Consider the following 26,388-nt stretch of genomic DNA (forward strand, 5'->3'; position numbering starts at 1 on the left):
TTAACGTTTTGCAGCTAAAACTGCATCGCTCAGCAGCTGATAAGACAGCTGTTTTTCTTCAGCATTTTTGATCGGTGTAAAAATAACAAAATCATTAATTTTGTATGTGCCTGATAAACGTGTTAATTCTTCTGCCACTTCTTCCTTCGTTCCGGCAATAATCCCGGTTTTTTGCACGATGATGTCATATGGCTCTGTGACGTTTTCCAGATAGGCCTCAGCCTGTTCGCGGGAACCGACGTTGACCTTACGCCCGTCTTTCAAAACCACTTTTATCGATTCACGCGACACAATATGTTTTTCCGCTTCTTCTTTTGTATGTGCCGCAAAAACAGCGGGAGCAAGATGAAATTCAGCCTCAGATCCTGGGGGGAGATGCGCGTCAAATGCTCGGCGGGCTTCCTTCAGCACTTCCTCTTCACCGTTAATGAAGTAAGCAAAGACAAAAGAGATACCCAGTTTTGCAGCCGAAATGGCACTCTCTGTGCTTCCTCCCAATAGAAAAATACCCGGCTTCAGATCAACCTGCGGCCTAGGACGCAATGCGGCATAGCGGTGGGTATCAGGAAAATCATCCCGTACGAAATGAGTAAGCTCCTCCAGTTTTTCATCAAACTGACGCACCGGTTTTTCATATTCGGCCTGCAGCGCGTCTGTGGACAGCTGAAACCCGCCGGGCGCTTTGCCCACTCCAAGATCTATACGGCCGGGAGCTAACGCTGATAGAAGATAGAACTGCTCCGCCACTTTGTAAGGGCTGTAATGCTGCAGCATCACTCCGCCTGAGGCTAAGCGAATTTTCCTTATGCTTGCAGCAAGATAGCCTAAAAGAACCTCGGGCGCAGATCCTGCAACCTCATCATTGTTGTGATGTTCAGCCACCCAAAACCGGTGATATCCACAAGCTTCAGCCATTTGTGCCAATTTCACTGTATGTTGTAATGTATCAGCTGCTGTCTCCCCTTCACCAATCAAGCTTTGGTCTAAAATACTTAAGCGGATCATATCACCGGCTCCTTTATGTGTTCTTTTGGTTCAAATAAATATTCCGGCGAAACACGGCGGAGAAACTGCCTCGTTCTGTCTTTTTTGGTATGGAGGAAGACTTCCTCCGGGGTTCCTTGTTCAACAATGACTCCTTCATCCATAAAAACAACTTGATCAGAGACCCTTCTTGCAAACTCCATTTCATGTGTAACAACAATCATGGTGGCTCCGGTTTTCACGATTTCCAGCATTACCTCAAGCACTTCACCGACCAGCTCCGGGTCAAGTGCTGCCGTCGGTTCATCGAACAGCAGCACATCAGGATGAATGGCAAGCGCCCTTGCTATCCCAACCCTCTGCTTTTGTCCTCCCGATAACTGACTTGGATAAGCGTTCAATTTATCTTGAAGCCCGACTTTTCTCAGTTCATTTTCCGCTACGGCATACGCGTCTTGTTTTCTCATTTTCCGGGCAATCGTCAAGCCCTCCATGACATTTTCAATCACCGTTTTGTGAGCAAACAGGTGGTATTGCTGAAATACCATTGCCGTCTGTTTTCTGAGCCAGTGAACCTCTTTTTTGGACGGAAAGCTGCAATTAATCACTTTGTCATGTATAGAAATGATCCCTTCGTCTGGACGTTCTAATAAATTCAGGCACCGTAAAAAGGTGGTTTTCCCTGATCCGCTCGGCCCGATAATCGTCACAACTTCTCCCTTGCGTACCGTGAGATTTATCCCTTTTAATACATGGTGGATGCCAAACTGTTTATGGATATTTTTAATCTCAATCATAAAGTGCCTCCTTGAAATCTGGCTGCCTTTCTCTCTAATACTCCATTTACTGATTCTAGGATTAGAGTCAGCACCCAATAGATAATGGCTGCTCCGATAAACGCTTCTAAAAATGCATAATTATCAGAAGCAACGATAGTCGCCGTCCCTGTAATCTCTGGGACAGCCACTATAGCCGCGATAGAGGTGGTATGCAAAAAGCCGATACCCAAATTTGTGAAGTTTGGGATGGAAACCATCAGCGCCTGCGGCAATATTACACGCCGAAAGGTTTGGCTGTGTGTCAAGCCGATTGAATAAGCCGCTTCGACCTGTCCGGTATCCATCGCCAGAATGCCCGACCGGATGATTTCTGTCAGATAAGCTCCGGCAGTTAAAGACAAGGCCATGATGACAAACATGGAGACCGGTATCTCATTGGCGGACCAGCCGAGATGAAAAAAACTGCTGACTTGATCTGCAACAGGAGGTATCCCTAAATAAATCAACATAATGTGAAGGATTGCAGGTGTACTTCGAAAGAAAGACACATAAAACCTTGAGCAAGCCACCAAGATCTTAATTCTAAAAATTCTAACAATTATATTTCCAAGAGCCACGAGAAATCCAAACACAATCGGCAAAACAGCCATCATCAATGTCAGAGGAATGGTCTTTACCATTTCTTTCATGGCGGAAACGATAAATGGAAAGTCAAATTGCAATCTTCTCCCCCCTCATCCGAAGAAATATATCATTGTATGTTCATGTCAAAAACAGTAACAATCCTTGTTTGATTCTTCTTGATTCGTTTTTCTGCCACTCGAAAGAACCATTCGAATAAAACCGCTACAGCATAATAAACAATCGATAGCGCAATGTAAACTTCAAGAGAATGGTTGCTTGAGGTGATCAATGTTTGGCCCCTTCCGGACATATCCATAACACCAATTGAAAAGGCTAGAGACGTATCTTTTAAAGAACTGATCACCATGTTTCCCATATTCGGAAACGCTTGGACAAGTGCCTGAGGCAGAACGATTCGCCTGAAGGCCTGACTACCGCTTAAGCCAATACTGTACGCCGCTTCCGTTTGGCCTTTATCTACACTGCCCACTCCCGCTCGAATGATTTCTGCGGCTGCCGCTGCATTGCTTAACGCATAGGTTGCGACCGCAGCATAAAACGGATCCATTTTTGATGTATCAATCCCGATAAGCCCAGTAAGCGCCGGGATTCCGTAAAACACGATGAAAAGCTGCACCATGATAGGCGTTCCCCTGAAAAACGAGATATACACTTTTGCCAATTGATTTACAATTGGAATATTGTAGATGCGGGGCAGTGCCAGAAAGAGTCCTAATACAAAACCGAAAAGCAAGGACAGTGTTAAAATGTATAATGTAACCGGTAAATAAGCGGTTAACGTCGGCACAAAATCTCCAATCATGTTCATATCAAACGCTTTTTCCATCACTGCTCCCTCTCTTTTTACCTAATACTGCTCTTTGGAATAGTCGTCACCAAGCCATTTCAAACTGAGCCTTTTCAGCGTTCCGTCATCAATGATTTCCTGTAAGGCTTTATCAATATCGTCACTTAACGTTTGTTCATTTTTGTTAAACATAAAATACACTTTGGCATTTGAAAGCACATTACCGACGGTTTTTTCTTTAATAGCGCTCGTCTTGTTTTGAAAGTCTACTGCAAAAGGCGTAGAGATCGTTGCGTCCGCACGCCCCGATTTCAGCTGATTCGCAGTCTCATTTGCGCCTTGGCCCTCATAGGCAATCTCAAACGGCCGCCCATTTTCCTCATTCCACTTTTTCAGTACCAGCGCTCCGTTGGATGTTGCACTCGTAATCACCCGTTTTCCTTTTAAGTCTTCAATTCCACGGATCGTATCGTTATTTTGAAGCACAGTAATTTTTAAAGGGAAATGGTTGTAGGCAACCCTGTTAAACAGAAATTTTTTCTCTCGCTCTTTGCTTTTCTCCATTTGATGTGCCACAATATCGACTTTATGCTGTCCGAGGCTGACAAGCAGGTTGGAAAATTCCATCGTTTTAAATGTGAATTTATAATTTGGCAGGCGCTTATCAAGCTCTTTGATCAGTTCGACATCATAACCGGTTAAATCGCCTTTTTCATCGATAAAGCAAATATTGGGAAATTGGGTTCCAGTTCCAACCGTGATCGTCTGTACCTTCTTTTGCCCGGCTCCCGTCGTTTGACTGTCTGCACCGCAAGCTGACAGAACTGTTATAAGGGAAAATAATATTGCCATGAATGCTGCTTTCGTTTTCATCTCATCGCCCCATTTATTTTTCAAAACTTGATTTTGAATAATCTGCCCCGAGCCATTTTCGGCTTAGTTTTTTTAGCGTTCCGTTTTTCTCCAGCTTTTTAATCGCTTGATCCGTGTCATCCGCCAAGGTTTGGCTGCCTTTATTAAACATAAAGTACACCTCGGTATCTAATAACACGTCACCGACTGTCTTTTGGCGGAAGGCGTGCGTTTTATTCTGAAAATCGACGGCAAACGGTGTAGCTATCGTTGCATCTGCGCGCCCAGTTTCAATTTGATTGGCGGTGTCATTGCTTCCCTGTCCCGCATATTTTAAATGAATTGGGCTGCCGTGCGTTTTGTTGTACTTTGTAATATAATCTGCCGCATTTGACGTGGCGCCAACTATGACTGTTTTTCCGTGCAAGTCTTTTAATGTATGAATCTTGTGATTATCCTCTTTCACCGTGATGTACATCGGCGAGTAGTTATATGGGACTTTATGATACAAAAAACGCTTTTCTCGTTCTTTATTTTTGGCCATATTGTGCGCAATCACATCAATTTTTTTATTTCCGAGACTCGTCAGCAAATTTGAGAAATCCATCATTTTAAATTCAAATGTATATTGAGGCAACTCCTTATCGATGGCTCTTATCACTTCAATGTCATACCCGGTCAAATCGCCTTTTTCATCTAAAAACGCAATATTCGGAAAATCTGTTCCAGTGCCGACTATGACTGTTTGAGCCTGACGATCTGTTTTGTTTTTTGTTTGCGAACATCCCCCGGCAAGTAATGCAAACACTGACAGCAGCAAAACCAATCCTTTGCGCTTATTCATAGGCTGCCTCACATCATGCCCAGCTGGGCGCACCTAAAAGCGTTGGGTTAAATCGTTCCGGAATCAGAACCTTGTGCATCATCACGCCTATGTCCCCGTCTTTTTCCTGCTCAAAATACACTTCATACCCTCTCCTTCTGTACATGTCAGCAAGCCAAGGATGCTTGCGCGCCGATGTGCCGAGTGTCAGGGCAGGAGCCTTCAGCATATCTCGAAGCACTTTTTCTTCAACATACGTAAGCAGCTTACTTCCGGCGCCTTGTCCTTTATATTCCGGCAGTGTCGCAAACCACCACACAAACGGATATTTTGAAGGAGGCGTCTCACTCTCCCACGGGAACCTGATTGTAATCGTTGAAATCAGCTTCCCATCCCGCTCCAGCACAATCGCTGAATGATGTTCAATATTTTCTGATACCATTTGGATATCAGCTCTCGTGGATGGCCAATCAATATCTAGCTGCCGAATGGGCGAAAATGCGCTGTTAACCAGTTTCAGCAGCTCCGGTGCATCTTCAACAGTTGCCAGTCGAAAAATATCCTCACTCATTTTTGTCACTCCTCTTCACAAAATATATAATCCCGATTTGTTTACTAAGCTTTTATTGTTTATACTATAAAGCATACTCTGATCTTTGACTAATCAAAAAAAGTAAACCTTCACTTCAGTAATTTTAATGATGAAAAACAGGAGGGAGCACATTGGAGTTACGCTCAATCAAAACGTTTCATACGATTGTGAAATTTGGAAGCTTCTATAAAGCTGCAGAAATACTCAACTACTCGCAGCCGACGATATCGATGCGTATGAAGCAATTGGAGCAGGATTTAGGCGTACTGCTGTTTGAAAGAGGAAAAAGCCTGCAGTTGACAAAAGCAGGGAAACTTTTTTATGAACGAACAGGAGATCTTTTGACACAATACGAGGCGCTTAAACACAACCTCTCCGACTTAAAGGAAGAAGAGGCAGGCATTATCAACATAGGGATTTCAGAGCCGACCGCCAGTCTGATATTCCCCGAGATTTTAAAGGATTTCTTAAAGGATTACCCAAAGATAACGGTTAATATCAAGGTTGATGACGCCAATACTTGCAGTCAAAAGCTCTTAGACGGGACGATTGATTTTGCGGTCTGCGGCGAGCCGGAGCTGATTCTTGAAAATTACTACCATCCATTTTTTTATGACACATTAAATGTGATTGTATCTGATCAACATCCGCTCGCTGAGAAGAAGGCTGTCCATTTGTCTGATTTAGCAGAAGAGCGCTTCATATTTACGCCCGCCAATTGCCCCATTCGCTTACAAATTGAACAGCATTTACATAGAGAACTCGGTAATCGCTACAAAAAAATGGAGCTCACAAGCAGCATGTCACATGAATATTACGTACGTGAAAACATCGGAATTTCAATCTTTACCAGCACCGCACATTCTAAACCGTTCAACGGCACTAAAGTTATTCCAATTCTGAACCTGGATATCACCCCGCCCATAGGGCTGTTGACAAATCAAAAAGAAGTTCATTTTGACCGCGCCACGAAGGACTTGATCGCTCGGATAACCAAACGTTTTCAGCAACGCAGCAAAGAATTGGAAGGAACCTCTGATAAGACCATTACAGGATAACTGAAAAAATAAAAACCACCTCCTGATTCATCAGGAGATGGTTTCACCGCTTACAGCTCGATCGTCTCACCGACCGACATGACTTTGCCGACTCCGCCCGGAAGGCTGTCAGCGAATGCTTCTGGGTCTTGCTCGATGACCGGGAATGTATTGTAATGCACCGGCACGACCTGTTTTGCGCGCAGCCATTCAGCGGCAAGCTTGGCGTCCTCAGGCCCCATCGTAAAGTTATCGCCAATCGGCAGGAAAGCAAGATCAATATGATTCAATTCGCCAATGAGTTTCATATCAGAGAATAGAGCCGTATCACCCGCATGGAAAATCGTTTTACCTTCTACAGTCAGCAAAATACCGGCTGGCATGCCTGTGTAAGTGATCGTTTTGTTTTCTTCATCTGTGATGGCTGATCCATGAAAGGCCTGTGTGAGCTTCACTTTTCCAAAATCGAACTGGCGGGAGCCCCCGATGTGCATCGGATGAACATTCAAGCCTTTCCAGCCTAAGTACACAGCGAGCTCGTTCGGTGCTATAACCAGCGCGTTATTTTGCTTGGCGATTTGTTCAGTATCACCGACATGGTCATTGTGGCCGTGCGTTAATAAGATGACATCCGCTTTTACATCCTCCGGCTTGATATCCGTTAATGAATTCCCTGTTAAAAACGGATCAAATATAATATGGTGGTCCTTCGTTTCCACTGTAATTACAGAATGTCCGTGATATGTCACTTTCATTTCTTTCACCTCGTCACGTGATTTTGATTTTTTTATTTTCCCTTTTTCAAAAGCTGAAAAACTTATGTCGTTTGATTCTTGTTAATAACATTGAGGCCTCCGGTGGCTTCAATGACAGTCCCAGTCACAAGGTCTGAGTTCTCCTCACACAAGAAAGCGATAATCCGGGCGATATCCTCGCCTGTTCCAGACCTTCCTATCGGCGTTTTTTCTTTGCCGATTCTCATTCTGGCTTCCTCTATCGATGCTTCTTTCATGTCGCCGACAATGTCTCCCGGGCAAACCATGTTGGCGGTTATGCCGAATTCGGCTTCTTCAATGGCGATTGTCTTCGTCAAAGAAGCCAAGCCCACTTTCGCAGCGCCAAATGCCGAGCGATGAAGCCAGCCTGGCGCGTGAGCCGCACCTTGGAATCCGTACGTAATGATGCGTCCGAATTGCTGTTTTCTCATAATAGGAATAACCGCTTTGAATAAATGAAAAACGGCGCTTAAATTTCCTTCCAGCATGCCGTACCATTCATCATCAGTATAATCGGCTAACTTTTTACGTTCAAATATGTATGGTCCCGCGTTGTTAATCAAAAAGTCGATCCTTCCAAAGCGGTTTAAGGCAGTCTCTGCAATACGCAGCAGATCTTCTTTTTTGGTGACATCACCTTTTACAAATTGCAGCCGGTCAAGACAATCGGGACAGGCTTTCTTCAGGCGGCTGACTGCCTCCTCATCCTGTCTGTAATTGACTGTTACTGAATACCCCTTTGCAAGCAACGTTTCAGTCACTTTGCGGCCTAAACCCTTCGAACCGGCAGTAATTAAAGCATGTCGCACATGAATACCTCCCAAAGCAACGTCGCCGCTTTCAATAAAGTGTTTCTTCTTCTACTTTACTATAAAAGGCTTGCAATATCACTTTTTACACTTTGGCATACAAAAAAGCTGCCTGTATAGACAGCTTATTCTGCAGAAGATGAAGACTCCTGATCAGGCATATCGACATAACCGCTTTGATATGCTTCTGAAATGAGCCTTGTTGTCTCCTGGCTTTCTTGTTCATCATAAATATAGCGTTCCGTTTCTTTTTTCATCATTCTGCCTCCCATCATTATAGAGGTAGGTTGGCTATAATGACGGGATTTTATGAAGGAAATTTTAACAAACTCCTGTTGCGACGCAAGCTTTCGCTTTCTCAAGCGCTTGCTCCACCTGTTTGAATCCGGTGCCCCCGGCGCTCATTCTTTTTTCAACTGCGTAGTAAGGGTCTAACACAGTGTAAATATCTTCTTCGAATAGTGTGCTCGCCTGCTGAAACTCGCCAAACGGCATATCGCTTAAATAGATTCCTCTTTCGATGCAGGTGTACACAAGTTTTCCGACCACTTCATGCGCTTCTCTGAACGGCATTCCTTTCTTGGCTAAATAATCGGCCAGTTCCGTCGCATTTGAAAAGTCTTGTTTTGTCGCTTGCTTCATGACGTCTTTGTTTACAATCATTGTTTGGATCATGCCTGTGAAGATTTGCAGGCTGCCCTCCACCGTTTTCACCGTGTCAAACATGCCCTCTTTGTCTTCCTGCAGATCTTTGTTGTAAGCAAGCGGAAGTCCTTTCATGATCGTAAACAGCCCCATCATATCACCGTATACGCGCCCTGTTTTACCGCGGATCAGCTCCGCCATATCAGGGTTTTTCTTTTGCGGCATCATGCTGCTTCCTGTTGCGTACGCATCATCAAGCTCGATGAATTTAAACTCCTGCGAGCACCATAAAATGATTTCTTCAGAGAAACGGGATAGGTGCATCATCAGCATACTGCTGTTGCTTAAAAACTCCAAAATGAAGTCTCTGTCGCTGACGCCATCCAAGCTGTTTTCATAAATAGAATCAAAGCCGAGCAGTTCGGCTGAATAATCACGGTCGATTGGGAAGGTTGTTCCCGCGAGCGCCCCGCAGCCGAGCGGAGATTTGTTAATCCGCTTCATCGAATCCTGAAAACGCTCCTTGTCGCGCTCTAACATCCAGAAATACGCAAGCAGATGGTGAGCGAATGAAATCGGCTGGGCGCGCTGCAGATGTGTGTAGCCCGGCAGAATCGTTTCAACGTTCGCTTCCGCCTTTTCAATCAGCGCACTTTGGAATGCCTCAATCAGCTCGATGATGTGGCCGACATGATTCTTCAAGTATAAATGCATGTCAGTCGCCACCTGGTCATTCCGGCTTCTGCCGGTATGCAGCTTGCCGCCGAGCGGGCCGATTTCGTCAATCAGCATTTTCTCTATGTTCAAATGAATATCTTCATAATCGACTGAGAATTCCAATGCTCCCTCCTCTGCTTTTTGCAAAAGGGTATTCAGTCCCTCGCGGATTTTCAGCTCTTCTTCCGCTGTCAGGATACCGCATTTTTTCAGCATGGCAGCATGTGCGAGAGACCCTGTTATGTCTTCAGTGACTAAATTTTGGTCAAATGATATGGATGCGCCGAACTCGTCGACCCATTTTTCCGGTGTTTTTTGAAACCGGCCTCCCCAAAGCTTCTTCATGCTTTAATCTGCTCCTTCTTTTTCACGATGCTGTTCACTTTTGTCGGAAGGCCCCAAAGCTCAATAAAGCCAATTGCCGCATGGTGATCAAACGCATCGTCTTTTGTATATGTTGCAAGTTTTTCATCATATAGAGAATATTCTGATTTACGTCCTTCTACGATTGCATGGCCTTTAAACAGCTTCACGCGAACGATGCCTGTGACATGCTTTTGCGTTTCTTTTAGGAAAGCGTGCAGCGCGTCTTTTAACGGCGAGAACCATAAGCCGTTGTAAATGATTTCTGACATTTTTTGCTCGATGATCGGTTTAAAGTGTGCAACCTCTTTCACCAGTGTCAAATCTTCTAATTCTTTATGCGCTTTGATCAGTGTGATCGCACCAGGGCATTCGTATACTTCCCGGGATTTAATGCCGACGAGGCGGTTTTCCACGTGGTCGATACGTCCGACACCGTGTGCGCCTGCCATTTCATTCAGTTTCAAAATCAGTTCAGAAAGCGTGTAAGATACGCCGTCTATGGAGACAGGCACACCTTGTTCAAATGCAATTTCAATCACTTCCGGCGTGTCCGGCGTTTTTTCCAGCGGAGCTGTTAAATCGTATGCACCTTCTGGCGGCGCCGCCCATGGATCTTCTAAAATGCCGCACTCATTCGCGCGTCCCCAGAGGTTTTGGTCGATAGAATACGGGCTGTCAAGATTGATCGGAATCGGAATGCCGCGGCTCGCCGCATATTCAATTTCTTCTTCACGTGACCACTGCCATTCGCGAACCGGCGCGATGACTTCAAGGTCAGGGTTTAATGATTTAATGGAGACTTCGAAACGAACCTGGTCATTTCCTTTCCCCGTGCATCCGTGAGCAATCGCCTGTGCATCTTCTTGTTCCGCAATTTCAACCAGCTTTTTCGCAATCAGCGGCCGAGATAATGCTGAAACAAGCGGGTATTTTCCTTCATACATCGTGTGGGCCTGCAAAGAGATAAGCGCGTAGTCCTGTGCAAATTCCTCTTTTGCATCGATCACGTAGGAGTTTGTCGCGCCGACTTCAAGCGCTTTCTGCTGAACAAAGGCCAAATCTTTGCCTTCACCGACATCCAGACAGCAGGCGATGACATTATATCCTTGCTCCTGAAGCCATTTTATTGCGACGGAAGTATCAAGGCCCCCTGAGTATGCTAATACGACTTTTTTCTGTTCTGACATGATAAAAATCCCCTCTCAACTGTGTTTCTATTTTGTATAAAAATAAATTATTTTTAATAAAAATGCATTTTGTATGTATACACTTTAACAAGTACGTTTCGTTTTTTCAAGCCTTTTATCAAAAAAACTTCACCTAAATTTCAGGTGAAGTTTCGTAGTATTTATTCATTTACTTGTCTTTTCTGATTTCTCTGACCACATGTGCAAGTTCGGGAATAATCAGCTTATTCATTGCCAGCTTAACCGCACCGCTTGAGCCTGGCGTTGAGAAAACAGCGGTATGCTGAATGACACCGGCTGTTGCTCTCGACATGATTGCGGCAGAACCGATATCCTCTGTATAACTCAGCATCCTGAATATTTCTCCAAAACCGGGCAGCTCTTTCGAAAACAGCGGCGTTATGGCTTCAATTGTGACATCCCGATCTGCTATGCCTGTCCCTCCGTTTAAGAGCACCGCGTCTGTCTGTTCATCCATGCAGCCCGCAAGCACTGAACGCTGCAAAGCATCCTTTTCGTCTTTTACAATTTCATATGCAGCAATATGATGACCGGCTTCTTCTAAAAATGAGATCATCAGCTTGCCGCTTTTATCGGTTTCCTCTGTCCTCGTGTCACTGACAGTAATCACTTTACACCGAACGATATCGGGAGCTTCTTGTTTATGCTCTTGAACGCTCATTGGCCCACCTCTTTTATGTTTTCTGTCTGTCACTATCATGCATCAACAAAAAAGCACATTCAAGAGAATGTGCTTTCATGCGATTTATTTTGCTAAACGAACAACGTCGCGCGCAATCATGACTTCTTCATCAGTCGGAATGATCATGACTTTTACTGGAGAATGCGGATAGCTGATGAAAGCTTCCTCGCCGCGCACGTTATTAAGCGCAGGATCCCAGTATACGCCCATGAATTCTAAACCGCGAAGAACGCGTTCTCTGACTTCCACACTGTTTTCACCAATACCGGCAGTAAAGATGATCGCATCTACACCGCTCATTCTAGCAGCATAAGAACCGATGTATTTGTGGATTCTGCTTGCGAATACTTCAAGAGCCGTTTCCGCGCGCTCATTTCCTTCTTTCGTTGCTTCAACGATGTCACGAAGATCGCTAGAGAAGCCGGAAATGCCGAGCAGTCCGCTTTTTTTGTTTAATGTATTCAGTACTTCGTCAGCCGTTTGGCCTGTTTTCTCCATGATGTATGGGATCAGGGCAGGGTCGATGTTTCCAGAGCGCGTACCCATTGCAACACCGGCAAGCGGCGTAAAGCCCATTGAAGTATCAATTGATTTTCCGCCTTCAACAGCAGCAATACTTGCTCCGTTTCCAAGGTGGCAGGAAATCAGGCGCAGGTCTTTTAACGGACGGCCAAGAAGCTCTGCCGCACGCTCAGTTACATATTTATGTGAAGTGCCGTGGAAGCCGTATTTACGGATGCCGAATTTTTCATAGTATTCATACGGCAGGCTGTAAAGGTAAGACTGCTCAGGCATTGTTTGGTGGAATGCCGTATCAAAAACAGCTACCGCAGGAACATTTGGAAGCACTTCTTTGAACGCTTTAATTCCAACGATATTTGCCGGGTTGTGAAGTGGTGCCAATTCAGAAATATCTTCGATTTCCTTAATGGTTTCATCCGTTAATAAAACAGAATCGCTGAATTTTTCTCCGCCGTGAACGACACGGTGGCCAATTCCGTCAATTTCATTCAAGTCTTTAATAATGCCAAATTCCGTTAACTTATTCAGCAGCATTTTAACAGCTACCGCATGATCCGGAATATCAGTTACTTCTGTATTTTTTTCGCCGTTCACAGAAATTGTGAATACGCTGTCGGCGATACCGATTCGTTCAACTAAACCCTTCGTTAAAACGGTTTCTGAAGGCATTTCGAAAAGCTGAAATTTCAAAGACGAGCTTCCTGCGTTAATTGCAATAATTTTGGACATGATTGACGCTCCTTTATACTCTGTATCAACAACTTCGTTTTTCGTACTTTTTTCCCGGTGAATATCAACATCTTCTCCGAAAAATATCTGACTTTTCCATTTAAACATTGTCATGTCGGCTTTTCAAGTCAACTTGCGTATTGATAACGCTTACAATAAGAAGTCGTTATTTTCAGACACATTCCCTATAGGTTTTGTATTGATGAACGCTTACAATTTGCGGTTTTTCTCTCTGTATTTTGTGTTTCAAAGCTGGATTCAATTCGTCAGTCCGATCTTCAAAAGACAAATAAAAACAGCTTAGGCATCCATCTCATACGGCTGCCTAAGCTGCTTTTAAAACAATTACTTTTCTTTTTTAAACCATTCATCAAATTGAGCCATCATATCAAGCATCGCCTTTTGATTGGAGAAAGACGGAAGATTCGCAAGCAGAATTTGCCCAGGCGCTTTCGTCTTCTCTCCTTGTTTCTGAAGCACAAGGATGCTTTTGGCATGAGCTTCGTCTTTAAAAATAGATTTTGGCAGCTGCAACAGCGCGTTGATATGAACCTTATCTTTTAAAAACTGTTTCAGCTTGCCGCTTTGGGAGCTCTCAAACAAATGATTCGGAATCATAAAAAATAAGTAGCCGCCCGGTTTGGTATGCTTAACGCTCTGTTCAATAAACAGATGATGCGCGAAGGAATGACCTTCGTCAGCTTTGAGCTCAAACGCTTCTGCTCCTTCGTCATTTGGATAATAGCCGACTGGCAAATCACAAATGACCGTGTCCACTGGATCGATAAACAACGGCTCAAGGCTGTCCTGATGGAAAAGCTCAAGCTCTTTTTTCAGTAGGTTCGCTTGGGCATACGCGATCTTCAAGAGCACATCATCAATTTCAATGCCAAAGCTGGTTGCCGTTTTTCCAGACAGCTGGTTCAGCATGGTAAACAGAAGGTTTCCGGTTCCCAAGGCTGGATCAAGAACGGTCAGTTCCTTTTTATCCGCCATAAACTTATTCACCAAATAGCTGATGAAAAGCCCGATCGTATCCGGCGTCATTTGTCTGTTCGGATGAGAGATATCCTTCATTCCTTTAAGGACGGCAAGCTGAAAAGCTTTGCGCACCCACTCATGCTCATATGTGCCGAATTCCGCTTTTTCAAGCAGAGCCTGAAGCTGTTTGGTTTTCTGATCAGCAGGCAGTTTCAGCTGATCTGTTTTTTCAAGAAAATACATTTCTCCTGCTTCGGCCAGGGCCTCTATATATGAAATCTGCAATTCATTCTTTATCATAATCGCGGCTTCGTCTAACAGCTCATACACCGCACCTACATGGTCTTTTTGCATATGTGTTCCTCCTTGCCATGAAAAAAGCTCCGGCGGCAGCCTGGAGCTTTTTTCCCTGCTTACTTCACTAATGCCTTAGCAGCCTCAATTGGCTTTTCATAGTTCGGGTGGTTTGTTGCTTCGCTTACATATTCAGCGTAAACGACTTTTCCGTTCTCATCAAGGACAAATACGGAACGCGCAAGCAGACGAAGTTCTTTAATATACACACCGAACGCTTCGCCAAATGACATATCTCTGTGGTCAGACAGTGTTTCCACTTTGTCGATTCCGTTAGCACCGCACCAGCGCGCTTGTGCAAATGGAAGGTCTGCACTGATTGTGTAGACGTTGACATCTCCAAGCTTTGCAGCTTCTTCGTTAAAACGGCGTGTTTGTGCATCACAAACACCTGTATCAATTGAAGGGATAACAGAAATAATCGTTACCTTTCCTTTCATGTCAGCTAACGATTTTTCTTCAAGGCTGTTAGTCAGCACTGTGAAATCAGGAGCTTGATCTCCTACCTTCACTTCTTGTCCGACAAGTGTAACCGGACCGCCTTTGAATGTAATTTCAGCCATTATAATTCCTCCCTTTTGTATGTATGTCTCTATCATAGTAAAGTTTCCTGCAAACTGCAAAGTTTATGCCAAAAAAAAGTTAACTGCGGCCGGCGCAGTTAACCTTTTTTAATAATTCATATTGTTCATTTGGTTTTGACTTTGGCCCTGGCCTTGGTTCTTGTTATTTTTCTTGAACATTTGCTGAATGCGTTCAAGTGTTTGAGGGGCTGCGTCTAAAATTTTCTCTATTAAATGAGTATTTTCATCTAAATGAAGCATTCTGATCCCTGTCGATCCGACAATTAAAAACGCGATCGGCGTAATGGACACACCGCCCCCGCTTCCGCCTCCGAAAGGAAGTTTCTGTTCTCTTGTCTCATCGTCTTCCGATTTCTTTTCTGCTGGCTTTCCGCCAAACTCGCTTCCGCCTGCGGCGAATCCGAATCCGACTTTAGAAACAGTTAAAATCACACTTCCATCAGGCGTTTCTACTGGATCTCCGATGATGGTGTTAACATCAATCATTTCCTTCAAGTTTTCCATTGCGGTTTTCATTAAACCTTGGATGGGATGGTCTGCCATATACGCTTCCTCCTTAAACTGATGAATCATTCTTTGAAGTCATTCGAGCCGACGGATTCTTCTTTAATACGGATAGCTCCCGTCCGTATTTGACGAATTTGAAAGCTGCAAGCATAGCATGTCCAAAGCGAAAAAAGAATATACACTGAAAATGGGTCTTGGAAACCGGGACTTGAAACGAAGGGATCACCTCATAAACAGGTTTATTTACAAAGTCCAGATGGTCGTAGAGCATCGCTGCGATACCGCCTTTCACACCCCATACAGCACCTGTTATCACACCTGTCACTGCCGCGTCCTGAATTCCGATAACTGTAATCCATTCCAGCTTTGTGATATGTAAATGCGCGAGAAAAGAGGCACTTATTTTCCGTAATCTGGTGACCTGATGCAAAAGCATTTCAATCTTACTAATGCTTTGCTGCACATCGTTTTGTGTGATTTTCTTCTTTCCGCTGCTTTTTTTCATTTTAGATTCAGTTTTTTGTTTGATATCCACTGTTCCGTCTTCTTTGTTCAGCTTAATCGCCGGGATTGTTTTTTTGATCCTTATCAGGCCAAACAGCGCCGTAATCTTCAATGTCAATTTGTCATTATCATCGGCATGAAGATACTCCAGCGCAACATGGATTTTCATTCTGAGAAGCAGTACGACCCCTATGAGAATAAGAATGGCTGTCAGTGCATACACCATATTCTTCACTTCCTCTAGGAGCATTATCGCCAAATCCTAAAAAAATAAACCCGGACAGAGGTCCGGGTTATCAGTTATTTGCGGTATAATTTTTCATGCACCACGGTGGTATCCGCGATGTAATCATGAATCCCTTGTTTTGTAGGTGAAAAAGCAACAACGATATATAAAATCCAAATCTTATCAATATACCGTCCAACCACTTCACGAAAAATCACTGTACTCCATGTCAGCTTGCAATCTTGCTTCACAGAAACCACTTTGAGGCCGAACACCATTTTACCCAGCGTCTGCCTAAAGTATTTTGTCATTAGTGCGAAATAGGCAAGATAAACAATAAGCGTTGTCACACTGTAGGCCGAGAAGGTAAACATGCCGGATGATTTCGGCAGATCCATTACGGTAAAGAGGGGAGAAACGAGTAAATGGTTTAATCCCCATACCACGAGCCAATCAAGCAGGAAAGCCCAGAAACGAACCCAAAAGCCAGCATAGGCATGTGTCAGCTGCTCCGCTTCTTGCGGGCCTTTGATGTCATTGCGCTCTAACTCTTCATATGTCGCGTCCATTATTGTTCCCTCCTACTTCGCATAGAGATACATCATTCTCGGCGAACCGGATTGCGAAAGCATTTCTCTCATATTTAAAAAATCAATTTCACTTTTAAACATTTTGTTCGCGCCCATGGAAAACAATGAGCCTAATCCGAAGCTTTCCTCATAAGAAATGACAGAAGCGTTTTTCAAATCCTTGTGATCCTTTTTCATCGCCGAAATAGTGTCATCATAAAAACCAAGCTTATCAACGAGATTCAGTTTTTTCGCCTGACGCCCGTCATACACGCGGCCGTCCGCAATTTTCTTTACCTCTGCTTTCGACATGCCGCGGCCTTTTGAAATAACATCAACAAAGCCCTCATACGAATTATCAACCATCGATTGCATGATGTTTTTTTCTTCTTTCGTCATCTCACGGGAAGGAGACATAATGTCCTTATGAGCCCCGCTCTTAATTGTTTCAAAAGAAATGCCGAGCTTATCGGCAAGCTTTGAATAATTGACGCTTTCCATAATGACGCCGAGTGACCCGGTCAGGGTTTCCGGTGTCGCAAAAATCTTATCAGCCGCCGTTGAGATGTAATAGCCTCCGGATGCCGCCATCGAGCCCATTGACACATAAATCGGTTTTTTTGTTTCTTTCTTGATTTCTTCCAGCTTCTTATGTATTTCAGCACTTTCATATACTCCGCCGCCCGGAGAATTCACCTTCAGAACAATGCCTTTGACCGTCTTGTCATCTTTTGCGCGCTCAAGGTTTTTTAAAAACGTTCTGTGGTTATATCCGTCTGCACCAAGCAGACTGCTTGAGTCCCCATTATCCTGGATGGTGCCGCTGACCTCTAATACGGCAATTTTACTTGAGAGACTGCCGTTTTCCAGCGTCTTTTCCTGCGATTCATCCGTCAATGATGTAAGATCCGTTTGAGCGCCTTTGACGCTTTCAAAGAAACTCATAGAGATGCTGACGATAATAGACACGCCGAAAATCCCCAGAGCTATCACTAATGCGATCCATCTTTTTGCATTCATTTTTTCTCCTCCTTTTTCCCAAACTCTCTCATTATACGATTCAATATGAAAAATGTTTCACTTCATGAGAAAGCTCCGGCTTAACGGGCTGCCGGCAAACGTGGTACACTTATGGCCAAAGGTATTTTATCACAAATACTGGATGGTAGAAAAACTTAAATATGACAGCAAAGGGGAAATGGGATATGACCGAACAACGCCGTAATGTTTATTTTTTTCACAAACAGGACCAGAAAACAAACGAACAAGCCCGCTCGTTAACACAATTGGCTGAAGAGCATGGATTTACCGTTGTGAACCAGCACTCAGATGCCAATATTATTGCCAGCATTGGCGGGGACGGCACATTTTTGCAGGCAGTCAGAAAAACGAATTTTCGCGACGACTGCTTGTACGTCGGCATTACCAAAAAGGGGAAAGCTCATTTATATTGCGACTTTCATAGTGATGAGCGAGAAAAAATGGTCGATGCCATGACGTTTGAACAAATTGAAGTCAGAAAATATCCGCTGATTGAAGTGACAGTGGATCATGCCAGTCCTTTTCACTGCTTAAACGAGGTATCCATCCGTTCAAGCATCATTAAAACCTTTGTGATGGACGTGCTGATTGACGATCTGCACTTTGAAACGTTTAGAGGTGACGGGATGATTATCTCAACGCCTACAGGCAGCACCGCCTATAACAAGTCTGTTGCAGGAGCGGTTGTTGATCCGCTGCTTCCATGCATGCAGGTATCAGAGCTTGCATCCCTTAACAATAACACCTACCGGACACTCGGCTCGCCATTTGTCCTCAGCTCTGACCGAAAGCTGACCCTTCGTGTGGTGCAAGACGGCAACGAACACCCAATCATCGGCTTGGACAATGAAGCACTCAGCACGAGAAATGTGAAAACGATCGAAATCAAACTGTCTAATAAAAAAATAAAAACAGTCAAACTAAAGGACAATTCATTTTGGGAAAAAGTGAAGCGTACTTTTTTATAAAAAATTAAAAGGACAGGCTGCTGCCTGTCCTTTTATGATTTCTCATATACAATCTGGCCGTTAATCACGGTTTTTTTAATATCTAAAAGATGAAGCTGTGCGGGGTCAATGGCAAACGGATCGCCACTGAGAACTGTAAAATCCGCGTCATAGCCTTCCGCAATTTTTCCGCGTGACTTCTCTTTATAAATGATTCCGGCGCTTCCTTCTGTATAAAGCTTTATCGCTTCATATACAGATAAACATTCACTTTCATTATAGCTTGGCCCGTTATGCTCATGAATGCTCTTGCGAAGCACCGCGGACTGGATCCCAAGAAGCGGGTCAACAGGCTCAATCGGAGCGTCTGAACCGCCAGCGCATAAAATGCCTTTAGACATCAAGGTTTTCCAGGCAAATGCAGTCTTCATCCGGTCTTTTCCGAGACGGTCAATGACCCACGGAAAATCGCTTGCAACGAAATGCGGCTGAAGATCAAGCGCGATCGGCATGTTTGCTGCTCTCTCGATTAATTCGCTATCAAGTACTTGAGCATGTATAAGCCGATCATGCCGGCCGTTTTGGGGCGGATGCTTTTCTATTGCGTGGAGCACTTTTTCAAAAGCAAGATCGCCGATTGCATGAACAGCAACCTCCATCCCTTTTTCTCTCGCTTTGCGAATGAGCCGGCCAAGGGTTTCGTCATCATGAACCTGAACCCCCTGAGTTGATGGATCATCCAGATATGGTTCTTTCAATAAAGCCGTTCTCCCGCCAAGCGCCCCGTCCGCAAAGATTTTCATCGCTCCAAACTCCACATACGGGCCGGACGGCTTCTCCAGCTCCTCCCATCGGTCGACAGCCTCATGATGAACGAGCAGATGACAGCGGAACGGATACTTTCCGCTAGCGGCAGCTTTCTCATAAGCTTTCATCGGCACCGAAACATCACCATAATAGGACAAGTCTTCCGAATGTCCGCCTGTCAGGCCTTTTGTCCAGCAGTCCTCTATTGCAGCCGTTAATGCCTCATCAACATAATGCTGGGAGACTGGCGGGACAGCCTTCAGAATCAAATCCTGCGCCTTATCAAAAAGAAGGCCCGTCGGCTCTCCATTTGCGTCTTTTACGATGACGCCGCCGTCAGGATCAGGAGTGTTTCTTGAAATTCCCGCCGCTTGAAGAGCCGCAGAATTAACGGCTATTGCATGCCTGCATACTCGCTTGAGCAAGACGGGCCTGTCTGGAAACAGGCGGTCTAGATCATGCTTATTCAAATAGTCCGGTGTCTCAAACTGATTTTCATTCCAGCCCTCTCCAATGAGCCACTCGTCTTTAAGTAGCTGCCGCTCTCTTTCCTTTACAGCCTGTACAATCGCTTCTTTAGACGTCAGTGCGGACAGATCAAGCTGAAGCTGTTTTTCGCCGTGGCCAATCAAATGTAGATGGCTGTCAACAAAACCGGGGAACATCACTGCTCCATTCAGGCTGATTTCTTCTGTTTCCGGGGAGCCGTACTTTTCCTTCAGATGTTCATAGCTGCCGGTGCCTTTTATGACACCATCCTCAACATAAACTGCCTCTGTCCGATCGCCTTCTTCGAGCATCGTATAAATGAAACCGCCGTGCCATATCGCCTTCATTCACATTCACTCTCTTTCTTTACGCCTTTTTATTGGCTTTGAGCTGTTCTTCACGTTTTCTTAATTCCACTCGTCTGATTTTTGCAGAAGCCGTTTTCGGCAGGCTTTCCACAAATTCAATTTCTCTTGGGTATTTGTATGGAGCGGTAATCGTCTTCACATGATTTTGCAGTATTTTGACAAGCTCATCACTTCGTTTTTCATGATTTTGCAGGACAACGTATGCCTTAACGATGGAGCCTCTGATTTCATCAGGGCTTGCGACAACAGCACACTCTTTTACTTCAGGGTGCTTAACAAGCGCGTCTTCCACCTCGAATGGCCCAATCGTGTAGCCGGAGCTGATAATGATATCGTCATTTCGGCTTTCAAACCAGAAGTAACCTTCCTCATCTTTTCTCGCTCTGTCTCCCGTTAGGAAATAATCGCCGCGAATTTGTGTTTTCATTCTTTCCGGATCTTTAAAATATTCCTTAAAGAGCGCAGGCGTGCTGAGGTGAACAGCGATATCGCCAACCTCACCAGGTTTGCAGACTTCACCGTCTTCATTAATGATTTCCACCTGATTTCCCGGTGTTGGTTTTCCCATGCTTCCCGGTTTAATAGCCGTATCTTTCAAAACACCGACTAAAAGCGTGCTTTCTGTTTGGCCGTATCCGTCCCGTACCTTAATGCCAAAGTGCTTTTGGAAAACATCAATGACTTCACGGTTGAGTGGCTCGCCTGCGGAAACAGCGCTGTGAAGGGCAGAAAGATCAAAGCGGTCCAAGCCTTCGACCTTCGCCATTAAGCGGTATTCTGTCGGCGTACAGCAGAAAACATTGATTTTGTAGCGGTTTAAAAGCTCTAAATATTTTTCTGCTTTGAATCTGCCGTGGTACACAAAACCCGTTGCTCCGCTGCCTAGCACCGCTAAAAATGGGCTCCACACCCACTTTTGCCAGCCTGGGGCAGCAGTCGCCCAGACGATATCCTTTTCAGAAATATCAAGCCAAGCGCCGGCAGAAGTTTTTAAATGAGCAAATGCCCATCCGTGTGTATGTACAACACCTTTCGGCTGACCTGTTGTCCCGGAAGTATAAGATAAGAAAGCCATATCATCTCTTGTTGTGTCAGCTGTTTTAAATTGGCTTCCGTCCGCTTCAATTGATAAGAGATTTTTCCAGCCGGCATCATTCTCACCAATAGACAGTGTAATCAGTTTGTCAGCCGTACTGACATCACGGAAAGCGCCAATAAATTCGGAGTAGACGATGGCGCCTTTTACCTCTGCATGTTCAATCCGGTATTCAAGATCCTTCGCGCGAAGCATTTCGGAGCACGGAATGACAACCATTCCAGATTTCAGGATAGCCAAATAAACTGCATAGGCTTCTAGCACCCGCGGAACCATTACAATCAGCTTGTCTCCCTTTTTAAATCCAAGATCAGCTAAGACCGCTCCGATTTTATTTGTTTCTTCCATCAGCTTTTCATAAGACCATAATTCTTGCTTGCCCGACTCGTCCTCCCATAGAAGAGCGGTTTTTTGTCCAGCGGCACTGAACTTTTCCATTTCATTCACTAAATTATATTGCATAGGGGCAATTAAATCTTCACGTTTTAACACGAACAACTCCTCACTTTCTCCACCCATTATACATAAATACAGGCTCTTTCCGTAAGGATATGCCTAAAAACAACCTCTGTAAACATAGATTTTATAGGCCGCTGGTCCTTTTTTATATGTAAAAAATGAAAAGGAGTGGGGATTCCCCCACTCCAAAGCCATTATGTGAAATTGTAAATTAGAATTGTCCTCCGCCCATGTTTTGTTGAGCAAAAGATACAAGACGTTTTGTGATCTCTCCTCCAACAGAACCGTTAGCGCGAGAAGTTGTGTCTGCTCCAAGGTTTACACCGAATTCAGAAGCGATTTCTAATTTCATTTGGTCGATCGCTTGAGCAGCTCCTGGTACTAAAAGGTTGTTGCTGTTACCTGAGTTATTGTTAGCCATGTGTCTCACCTCCTTGTGAGTATAGAATGTGTTAAAACACATGGCTTCATTCACAAAAACTTTGGTAATTGTATACAGGAGCTAGAAATGGCTTTAAAAGAGTTCAGCGAATTTATCGTTAGCCTCTTGTTCGCTATACAGGGTCATTGTCTCAATGTTATCAACCGCTTCTTGAATATACGGCTCGAAATCAACAAAGCTTTCAAAGTGTTCAATTTTCTCTTTTTTAGGGCGTGTTTTCGGGCTTGGCGGCGTAAAGATCGTGCAGCAATCTTCAAACGGCTGAATGCTTGTCTCATAAGTGCCGATTTCCCGTGATTTTTCGATGATTTCTGTTTTATCCATGGCGATTAACGGGCGCAAAATCGGTGTTGACGTCACCGCATTAATCGCATACATGCTTTCAAGCGTTTGGCTCGCTACCTGACCGAGGCTTTCTCCCGTAATGATGGCAAGCCCGTTTCTCTTTTCTCTGATTCTGTCGGCGATCTGGAGCATAAGGCGGCGGGTTGCCGTCATCGTGTAATTTTCAGGAATTTGTTTTTGGATGAGCTCTTGCGTTTTTGTAAATGGAACGATATGAAGCGTCATGCTTCCCCCAAAACGGGACAGGCATTTTGCCAGATCCATTACCTTTTGCTTTGCGCGCTCACTCGTGTATGGCGGGCTGAAGAAATGAACAGCTTCTACCGACAGCCCCCGTTTCATCGCATAAAAACCGGCCACAGGACTGTCAAAACCGCCGGAAAGCATGAGCATCGCTTTTCCTGCTGAACCAACCGGCAGCCCGCCTGCACCTTTTTCATCACGAATTGTCAAAAATGTTGCTTCTTCCCTGATTTCGATTCTGAGCGGGATGTCTGGGTTGCGGACATCGACCGTCAAGCCTTCTGTATTTCGCAAAATATGGCCGCCGATTTCAGCGTTCATCTGGTTTGTATCTAATTCAAATTGTTTATACGCTCTCTTTGTCGCAACTTTAAACGTATCACCTGGTTTATACTGATCCTTGATAGCCTGCAAAGCAGTTGCCTTAATATCATCAAGGCGGCTGTCACACTTAATCGCCAGGCTGAAGCTTTGAATCCCAAACACCTGCTTTAAATGAGGAAAAAGAGCCTCAGGGTCCTCACCATTTAATGTAATCGTCATGCGATCCCTATTGGAAAAGTATTTCAAATTCGGATAGTCTTTCAAAACGAGTCTCACGTTTTGTTTTAAGCGCTCAATAAAGCTTTTTCTGTTTTTGCCTTTGGTCGAAATTTCCCCAAAACGAATTAATATATGATCGTAATTCATGTTCTACCTCATCATTTCCCTTAATTTTTTGATGCCAGGACGAAGCGCGTTTATAAACGGTTCTGCCACATCGCTTGTCTGGCTGTAATTTAAACTGATTCTGATGCTGCTTCCGGCAATCTGCTCTCCTTTGCCCATCTCTAAAAGAACTTTACTGGGCTTATGTTCTTTTGCTGAGCAAGCAGACGTTGTGGAGACGAATATATCCTGTTCTTCAAGCATGTGTAAAAGCACTTCTGCTTTAATCCCCGGAACAGAGAAATTAATAATGTGCGGTGCGCTATTCATTTGAGGCGTGTTGATAACGACGCCCTCAATTTCACTCAGCCTTTTCATAAACAATTCCTTTGCGGCAGTCATCGTGTCAAGCCGTGCAGCAAAATCAGCAGCGGCAAGATTAATGGCCTTGGCAAGCGAAACCGCACCGGCAGTATGTTCCGTTCCGGCCCGTATGCCTTTTTGCTGAGAGCCTCCCGTTATGAGCGGAATAAGGCGTGTTCCTTCTTTTACAATAAGTGCGCCTGTCCCCTTTAGACCGTGAAATTTATGCCCTGATATTGAACATAGATCAATGCCGGCCTTTTCAATTGCCAAGGGCACTTTATAGATGCCCTGCACATAATCAACGTGAAACAAAATGTTCGAGTGCTCTTTCAGCACTTCTCCTGCCTCTTCAATCGGCTGCACGGAACCAACTTCATTGTTCACATGCATCATGCTGACTAGGACGGTATCGGGACGGATGGCTTTTTTTAGTTCTTCAATAGAAACAAATCCGTCTTCGTTTACAGAAAGATAAGTAACATCAAACCCGAACAACTCTTTCAGCTGTTCTAACGATTCCGTAACGGATGGATGTTCAATAGAAGTGGTAATGATATGTTTGCCTGTTTTTATTTTTGACAAAGCGGCTCCTTTTAAAGCCGCATTATTGGCTTCTGTGGCGCCTGACGTAAATACAATATCATATTTTTTTAGGCCTAAGGACCTTTTGATTTGATTTTTGGCTGCCTGAAGCAGCTGTTCCGTTTCGGCTCCATATCGGTGCAAAGATGAAGGATTGCCAAAATATCGGCTGCTTGTCTGTTCATACACGTTCAAGACTTCATCATAAGGCTTCGTTGTTGAACTATTGTCTAAATATAACATCATTTTACTCCTTTAATATGAAAGCGATACAAAACTAATTTTATATGTTACCATAACAAATTACTGCTGAAAAAGTAAATAAAATTACTATTGACTTCTTCATGCATTCACCTATAATTAGATTTGTTACTTTCGTCATATTATCTGACAATTAATTGACAGAATATTCTACCATAGTAAAATTAGGAGGACTTATACATTATGAAATCAACACTATCAGCCAAGGAAACGATCGCGATTGGGCTTATGCTCTTTGCACTGTTCTTTGGTGCAGGAAATATGATATTTCCGCCGGAACTTGGACAAGCAGCCGGGGAAAATGTTTGGAAAGCGATGGCTGGCTTTCTCGTGACGGGTGTCGGTTTGCCGCTTTTAGGTGTTGTAGCTGTCGCTTTAACAGGGACGGATGCCAAAGGCCTTGCTGATAAAGCACATCCGGTCTTCGGAACAATTTTTACTGTCGTTCTTTATTTAACAATCGGACCGCTGTTCGCGATTCCGCGGACAGGCACAGTCTCTTATGAGATTGCCGCTGTACCGTTTGTAAGCGGGATACCTTCTTGGGTCGCGCTGCTTGTTTTCACATTTATTTTTTTCGCTATTACGTACTATCTGGCTTTAAATCCTACAAAGCTTGTTGACCGTATTGGAAAAGTTTTAACACCTATTTTGCTTGCTGTTATTGCTATATTAGTCATCAAAAGCATCGTAACGCCGATGGGGGACATTCGGTCACCGCTTGAAGCGTATGCTTCCGGATCATTGTTTAAAGGATTTTTAGAAGGCTATAAAACAATGGATGCACTTGCTTCTATTGTGTTCGGAATTGTCGTTGTCAATGCTGTTAAGGACAGAGGCATCACCAGCCGTAAATCAGTTGCTTCTGTATGTATTAAAGCGGGACTTGTTGCAGCAGCGGGACTCGGTCTGGTTTACGTTTCACTCGCCTATTTAGGAGCAACAAGCACAGATTCTGTAGGACTCCTCGGTTCAGGAAGCAAAATTTTATCTGAATCTTCACAGCACCTGTTCGGATCATTAGGAAATATCATTTTAGGCGTCGCTATCCTATTCGCGTGCTTGACTACAAGCATTGGCCTTGTCTCTTCATGCGGAAATTATTTCTCAAAGCTGATTCCTTCTTTATCTTATAAAGCCGTTGTAACGATTGTCACTGTGTTCAGCTTTATTATTTCTAACTTTGGGCTGTCAAATATCATTTTGTTCTCAGTTCCTATTTTATCAGCTATTTATCCGTTAGCAATTGTTATCATTCTGCTTTCATTTATTGAAAAATCATTTAAAGGCAGACGTGAAGTATATATTCTTTGTTTGATCGCAACTGGTATTTTTAGCATTATCGATGGCCTGAATGCCGCAAGCATTCCTCTCGGTTCTTTAAATAAAGTTCTCAGTCAATCGCTGCCGCTTTACAGCTTAGGATTTGGCTGGGTCCTACCTGCAATCATTGGAGGCGTTGCCGGTTATCTGATTTCTCTTGTTACCGGTTCGAATAAAAAACCAGCTAATATCAACTAGCGAAAACCAAAAAGCCTTATTGGATACACATCCAATAAGGCTTTTTTATATTCTGAATACATATAAAAGGCCGAGCATGTATGCGCCGGCCTTTT

The 26,388-nt window shown here is 44.1% G+C and carries 28 protein-coding genes and 1 pseudogene; 3 read left to right on the plus strand and 26 right to left on the minus strand.

All coding sequences use genetic code 11. The features are described 5' to 3' along the window. Genes JQX68_RS14820 through snaA form a run of 7 tightly spaced genes read right to left on the minus strand, consistent with a single transcriptional unit; the run spans position 1 to position 5,441 of the window. Entirely contained in the window at positions 1-1,005 is a 1,005-nt protein-coding gene (locus tag JQX68_RS14820; protein ID WP_205440326.1) for an LLM class flavin-dependent oxidoreductase, read from the minus strand. Then, the gene (gene tcyN, locus JQX68_RS14825) at positions 1,002-1,781 is read right to left on the minus strand and encodes a sulfur-containing amino-acid ABC transporter ATP-binding protein TcyN (RefSeq protein ID WP_069150063.1); all 780 of its coding nucleotides are present in this window, start codon (positions 1,779-1,781) and stop codon (positions 1,002-1,004) included. Before tcyN ends, JQX68_RS14820 begins: the two co-directional genes overlap by 4 nt. Beyond that, on the minus strand, positions 1,778-2,485 hold the full coding sequence (tcyM, locus tag JQX68_RS14830; RefSeq protein WP_069150064.1) for a sulfur-containing amino acid ABC transporter permease TcyM: 708 nt from the start codon (positions 2,483-2,485) through the stop codon (positions 1,778-1,780). The genes tcyN and tcyM overlap by 4 nt, the downstream gene beginning before the upstream one ends. Before the next feature lie 29 nt (positions 2,486-2,514). Further along, complete coding sequence (gene tcyL, locus JQX68_RS14835) at positions 2,515-3,234, minus strand: sulfur-containing amino acid ABC transporter permease TcyL (protein WP_069150065.1); 720 nt, start codon at positions 3,232-3,234, stop codon at positions 2,515-2,517. Between the two features lie 21 nt (positions 3,235-3,255). Beyond that, a complete protein-coding gene (tcyK, locus tag JQX68_RS14840; protein WP_069150066.1) occupies positions 3,256-4,068 on the minus strand; it encodes a sulfur-containing amino acid ABC transporter substrate-binding protein TcyK in 813 nt (270 codons plus the stop codon). Between the two features lie 13 nt (positions 4,069-4,081). Then, positions 4,082-4,891: a sulfur-containing amino acid ABC transporter substrate-binding protein TcyJ gene (gene tcyJ / locus JQX68_RS14845; RefSeq protein WP_069150067.1), complete on the minus strand. Its 810-nt coding sequence runs from the start codon at positions 4,889-4,891 to the stop codon at positions 4,082-4,084. Between the two features lie 13 nt (positions 4,892-4,904). After that, positions 4,905-5,441, minus strand: coding sequence for an N-acetyltransferase SnaA (snaA, locus tag JQX68_RS14850; protein WP_014664970.1), 537 nt, complete (start codon positions 5,439-5,441; stop codon positions 4,905-4,907). Between the two features lie 152 nt (positions 5,442-5,593). On the opposite strand from snaA, the gene ytlI reads away from it, so the two are divergent. Further along, a complete protein-coding gene (gene ytlI, locus JQX68_RS14855; RefSeq protein ID WP_014664971.1) occupies positions 5,594-6,520 on the plus strand; it encodes a LysR family transcriptional regulator YtlI in 927 nt (308 codons plus the stop codon). Between the two features lie 50 nt (positions 6,521-6,570). On the opposite strand, the gene JQX68_RS14860 is transcribed toward ytlI, so the two are convergent. The 14 genes and pseudogenes from JQX68_RS14860 to sppA all read right to left on the minus strand — a co-directional run bounded on the left by JQX68_RS14860 (position 6,571) and on the right by sppA (position 17,698). Further along, entirely contained in the window at positions 6,571-7,254 is a 684-nt protein-coding gene (locus JQX68_RS14860) for a metal-dependent hydrolase (RefSeq protein WP_014664972.1), read from the minus strand. A gap of 62 nt (positions 7,255-7,316) precedes the next feature. Then, the gene (locus tag JQX68_RS14865; protein ID WP_069150069.1) at positions 7,317-8,084 is read right to left on the minus strand and encodes an SDR family oxidoreductase; all 768 of its coding nucleotides are present in this window, start codon (positions 8,082-8,084) and stop codon (positions 7,317-7,319) included. A 125-nt stretch (positions 8,085-8,209) separates the two neighbouring features. Beyond that, positions 8,210-8,341, minus strand: coding sequence for a hypothetical protein (locus JQX68_RS21875; protein WP_041521399.1), 132 nt, complete (start codon positions 8,339-8,341; stop codon positions 8,210-8,212). Positions 8,342-8,405: 64 nt separating this feature from the next. Beyond that, the gene (gene argH, locus JQX68_RS14870) at positions 8,406-9,791 is read right to left on the minus strand and encodes an argininosuccinate lyase (RefSeq protein WP_014664975.1); all 1,386 of its coding nucleotides are present in this window, start codon (positions 9,789-9,791) and stop codon (positions 8,406-8,408) included. After that, the gene (locus JQX68_RS14875; protein WP_014664976.1) at positions 9,788-10,999 is read right to left on the minus strand and encodes an argininosuccinate synthase; all 1,212 of its coding nucleotides are present in this window, start codon (positions 10,997-10,999) and stop codon (positions 9,788-9,790) included. Before JQX68_RS14875 ends, argH begins: the two co-directional genes overlap by 4 nt. A 169-nt stretch (positions 11,000-11,168) precedes the next feature. Next, on the minus strand, positions 11,169-11,681 hold the full coding sequence (locus tag JQX68_RS14880) for a MogA/MoaB family molybdenum cofactor biosynthesis protein (RefSeq protein ID WP_003229354.1): 513 nt from the start codon (positions 11,679-11,681) through the stop codon (positions 11,169-11,171). Positions 11,682-11,765: 84 nt separating this feature from the next. After that, a complete protein-coding gene (locus JQX68_RS14885) occupies positions 11,766-12,953 on the minus strand; it encodes an acetate kinase (protein ID WP_003223511.1) in 1,188 nt (395 codons plus the stop codon). Positions 12,954-13,125: 172 nt separating this feature from the next. Continuing rightward, a pseudogene (locus JQX68_RS14890) lies at positions 13,126-13,327 on the minus strand (hypothetical protein). After that, positions 13,299-14,288: a class I SAM-dependent methyltransferase gene (locus JQX68_RS14895; protein ID WP_103030837.1), complete on the minus strand. Its 990-nt coding sequence runs from the start codon at positions 14,286-14,288 to the stop codon at positions 13,299-13,301. The pseudogene JQX68_RS14890 and the gene JQX68_RS14895 overlap by 29 nt, the downstream one beginning before the upstream one ends. 59 nt (positions 14,289-14,347) lie before the next feature. Further along, positions 14,348-14,851 (minus strand): thiol peroxidase, encoded by a 504-nt coding sequence (tpx, locus tag JQX68_RS14900; protein WP_003223506.1) that lies wholly within the window; start codon positions 14,849-14,851, stop codon positions 14,348-14,350. A 108-nt stretch (positions 14,852-14,959) separates the two neighbouring features. Further along, positions 14,960-15,415, minus strand: coding sequence for a GerW family sporulation protein (ytfJ, locus tag JQX68_RS14905; RefSeq protein WP_040082144.1), 456 nt, complete (start codon positions 15,413-15,415; stop codon positions 14,960-14,962). A gap of 13 nt (positions 15,416-15,428) precedes the next feature. Continuing rightward, positions 15,429-16,109, minus strand: a complete 681-nt coding sequence (locus JQX68_RS14910; protein WP_041521400.1) for a DUF2953 domain-containing protein — start codon at positions 16,107-16,109, stop codon at positions 15,429-15,431. A gap of 74 nt (positions 16,110-16,183) precedes the next feature. Continuing rightward, on the minus strand, positions 16,184-16,678 hold the full coding sequence (locus JQX68_RS14915; RefSeq protein WP_014664983.1) for an RDD family protein: 495 nt from the start codon (positions 16,676-16,678) through the stop codon (positions 16,184-16,186). A 12-nt stretch (positions 16,679-16,690) separates the two neighbouring features. Continuing rightward, positions 16,691-17,698, minus strand: a complete 1,008-nt coding sequence (sppA, locus tag JQX68_RS14920) for a signal peptide peptidase SppA (RefSeq protein WP_205440327.1) — start codon at positions 17,696-17,698, stop codon at positions 16,691-16,693. A 185-nt stretch (positions 17,699-17,883) separates the two neighbouring features. On the opposite strand from sppA, the gene JQX68_RS14925 reads away from it, so the two are divergent. Further along, positions 17,884-18,687 (plus strand): NAD kinase, encoded by an 804-nt coding sequence (locus JQX68_RS14925; protein WP_134975939.1) that lies wholly within the window; start codon positions 17,884-17,886, stop codon positions 18,685-18,687. Positions 18,688-18,719: 32 nt separating this feature from the next. Here JQX68_RS14925 and JQX68_RS14930 read toward each other — a convergent pair whose 3' ends face one another. From JQX68_RS14930 to JQX68_RS14950, 5 genes are all read right to left on the minus strand, one after another. Next, positions 18,720-20,309: an amidohydrolase gene (locus JQX68_RS14930; protein ID WP_205440328.1), complete on the minus strand. Its 1,590-nt coding sequence runs from the start codon at positions 20,307-20,309 to the stop codon at positions 18,720-18,722. Positions 20,310-20,328: 19 nt separating this feature from the next. Then, positions 20,329-21,918: an acyl-CoA synthetase MbcS gene (gene mbcS, locus JQX68_RS14935; RefSeq protein WP_205440329.1), complete on the minus strand. Its 1,590-nt coding sequence runs from the start codon at positions 21,916-21,918 to the stop codon at positions 20,329-20,331. A gap of 178 nt (positions 21,919-22,096) precedes the next feature. Continuing rightward, positions 22,097-22,306 (minus strand): alpha type acid-soluble spore protein SspA, encoded by a 210-nt coding sequence (gene sspA / locus JQX68_RS14940; protein ID WP_003223491.1) that lies wholly within the window; start codon positions 22,304-22,306, stop codon positions 22,097-22,099. 93 nt (positions 22,307-22,399) lie between these two features. Continuing rightward, positions 22,400-23,605, minus strand: coding sequence for a tRNA uracil 4-sulfurtransferase ThiI (gene thiI / locus JQX68_RS14945; RefSeq protein ID WP_014664989.1), 1,206 nt, complete (start codon positions 23,603-23,605; stop codon positions 22,400-22,402). Positions 23,606-23,608: 3 nt separating this feature from the next. Next, positions 23,609-24,754 (minus strand): cysteine desulfurase family protein, encoded by a 1,146-nt coding sequence (locus tag JQX68_RS14950; RefSeq protein WP_014664990.1) that lies wholly within the window; start codon positions 24,752-24,754, stop codon positions 23,609-23,611. A 201-nt stretch (positions 24,755-24,955) separates the two neighbouring features. On the opposite strand from JQX68_RS14950, the gene brnQ reads away from it, so the two are divergent. Further along, positions 24,956-26,293: a branched-chain amino acid transport system II carrier protein gene (brnQ, locus tag JQX68_RS14955; protein ID WP_069840125.1), complete on the plus strand. Its 1,338-nt coding sequence runs from the start codon at positions 24,956-24,958 to the stop codon at positions 26,291-26,293. Positions 26,294-26,388 lie beyond the last annotated feature (95 nt).

This window comes from Bacillus sp. LJBS06 (assembly GCF_016924995.1).
GTDB classification, from domain to species: Bacteria; Bacillota; Bacilli; order Bacillales; family Bacillaceae; genus Bacillus; species Bacillus stercoris.

What these genes read in the sequence shown, in the direction of transcription:
- JQX68_RS21875 (WP_041521399.1), bottom strand. Translation starts at nt 8,341, where the DNA reads ATGAAAAAAGAAACGGAACGCTATATTTATGATGAACAAGAAAGCCAG.
- JQX68_RS14910 (WP_041521400.1), bottom strand. Translation starts at nt 16,109, where the DNA reads ATGGTGTATGCACTGACAGCCATTCTTATTCTCATAGGGGTCGTACTG.
- tcyL (WP_069150065.1), bottom strand. Translation starts at nt 3,234, where the DNA reads ATGGAAAAAGCGTTTGATATGAACATGATTGGAGATTTTGTGCCGACG.
- thiI (WP_014664989.1), bottom strand. Translation starts at nt 23,605, where the DNA reads ATGAATTACGATCATATATTAATTCGTTTTGGGGAAATTTCGACCAAA.
- JQX68_RS14875 (WP_014664976.1), bottom strand. Translation starts at nt 10,999, where the DNA reads ATGTCAGAACAGAAAAAAGTCGTATTAGCATACTCAGGGGGCCTTGAT.
- JQX68_RS14930 (WP_205440328.1), bottom strand. Translation starts at nt 20,309, where the DNA reads ATGAAGGCGATATGGCACGGCGGTTTCATTTATACGATGCTCGAAGAA.
- JQX68_RS14880 (WP_003229354.1), bottom strand. Translation starts at nt 11,681, where the DNA reads ATGAGCGTTCAAGAGCATAAACAAGAAGCTCCCGATATCGTTCGGTGT.
- snaA (WP_014664970.1), bottom strand. Translation starts at nt 5,441, where the DNA reads ATGAGTGAGGATATTTTTCGACTGGCAACTGTTGAAGATGCACCGGAG.
- tcyJ (WP_069150067.1), bottom strand. Translation starts at nt 4,891, where the DNA reads ATGAATAAGCGCAAAGGATTGGTTTTGCTGCTGTCAGTGTTTGCATTA.
- JQX68_RS14915 (WP_014664983.1), bottom strand. Translation starts at nt 16,678, where the DNA reads ATGGACGCGACATATGAAGAGTTAGAGCGCAATGACATCAAAGGCCCG.
- argH (WP_014664975.1), bottom strand. Translation starts at nt 9,791, where the DNA reads ATGAAGAAGCTTTGGGGAGGCCGGTTTCAAAAAACACCGGAAAAATGG.
- tcyN (WP_069150063.1), bottom strand. Translation starts at nt 1,781, where the DNA reads ATGATTGAGATTAAAAATATCCATAAACAGTTTGGCATCCACCATGTA.
- sspA (WP_003223491.1), bottom strand. Translation starts at nt 22,306, where the DNA reads ATGGCTAACAATAACTCAGGTAACAGCAACAACCTTTTAGTACCAGGA.
- tpx (WP_003223506.1), bottom strand. Translation starts at nt 14,851, where the DNA reads ATGGCTGAAATTACATTCAAAGGCGGTCCGGTTACACTTGTCGGACAA.
- ytfJ (WP_040082144.1), bottom strand. Translation starts at nt 15,415, where the DNA reads ATGGCAGACCATCCCATCCAAGGTTTAATGAAAACCGCAATGGAAAAC.
- JQX68_RS14895 (WP_103030837.1), bottom strand. Translation starts at nt 14,288, where the DNA reads ATGCAAAAAGACCATGTAGGTGCGGTGTATGAGCTGTTAGACGAAGCC.
- JQX68_RS14860 (WP_014664972.1), bottom strand. Translation starts at nt 7,254, where the DNA reads ATGAAAGTGACATATCACGGACATTCTGTAATTACAGTGGAAACGAAG.
- tcyK (WP_069150066.1), bottom strand. Translation starts at nt 4,068, where the DNA reads ATGAAAACGAAAGCAGCATTCATGGCAATATTATTTTCCCTTATAACA.
- brnQ (WP_069840125.1), top strand. Translation starts at nt 24,956, where the DNA reads ATGAAATCAACACTATCAGCCAAGGAAACGATCGCGATTGGGCTTATG.
- JQX68_RS14925 (WP_134975939.1), top strand. Translation starts at nt 17,884, where the DNA reads ATGACCGAACAACGCCGTAATGTTTATTTTTTTCACAAACAGGACCAG.
- JQX68_RS14950 (WP_014664990.1), bottom strand. Translation starts at nt 24,754, where the DNA reads ATGTTATATTTAGACAATAGTTCAACAACGAAGCCTTATGATGAAGTC.
- sppA (WP_205440327.1), bottom strand. Translation starts at nt 17,698, where the DNA reads ATGAATGCAAAAAGATGGATCGCATTAGTGATAGCTCTGGGGATTTTC.
- JQX68_RS14885 (WP_003223511.1), bottom strand. Translation starts at nt 12,953, where the DNA reads ATGTCCAAAATTATTGCAATTAACGCAGGAAGCTCGTCTTTGAAATTT.
- JQX68_RS14820 (WP_205440326.1), bottom strand. Translation starts at nt 1,005, where the DNA reads ATGATCCGCTTAAGTATTTTAGACCAAAGCTTGATTGGTGAAGGGGAG.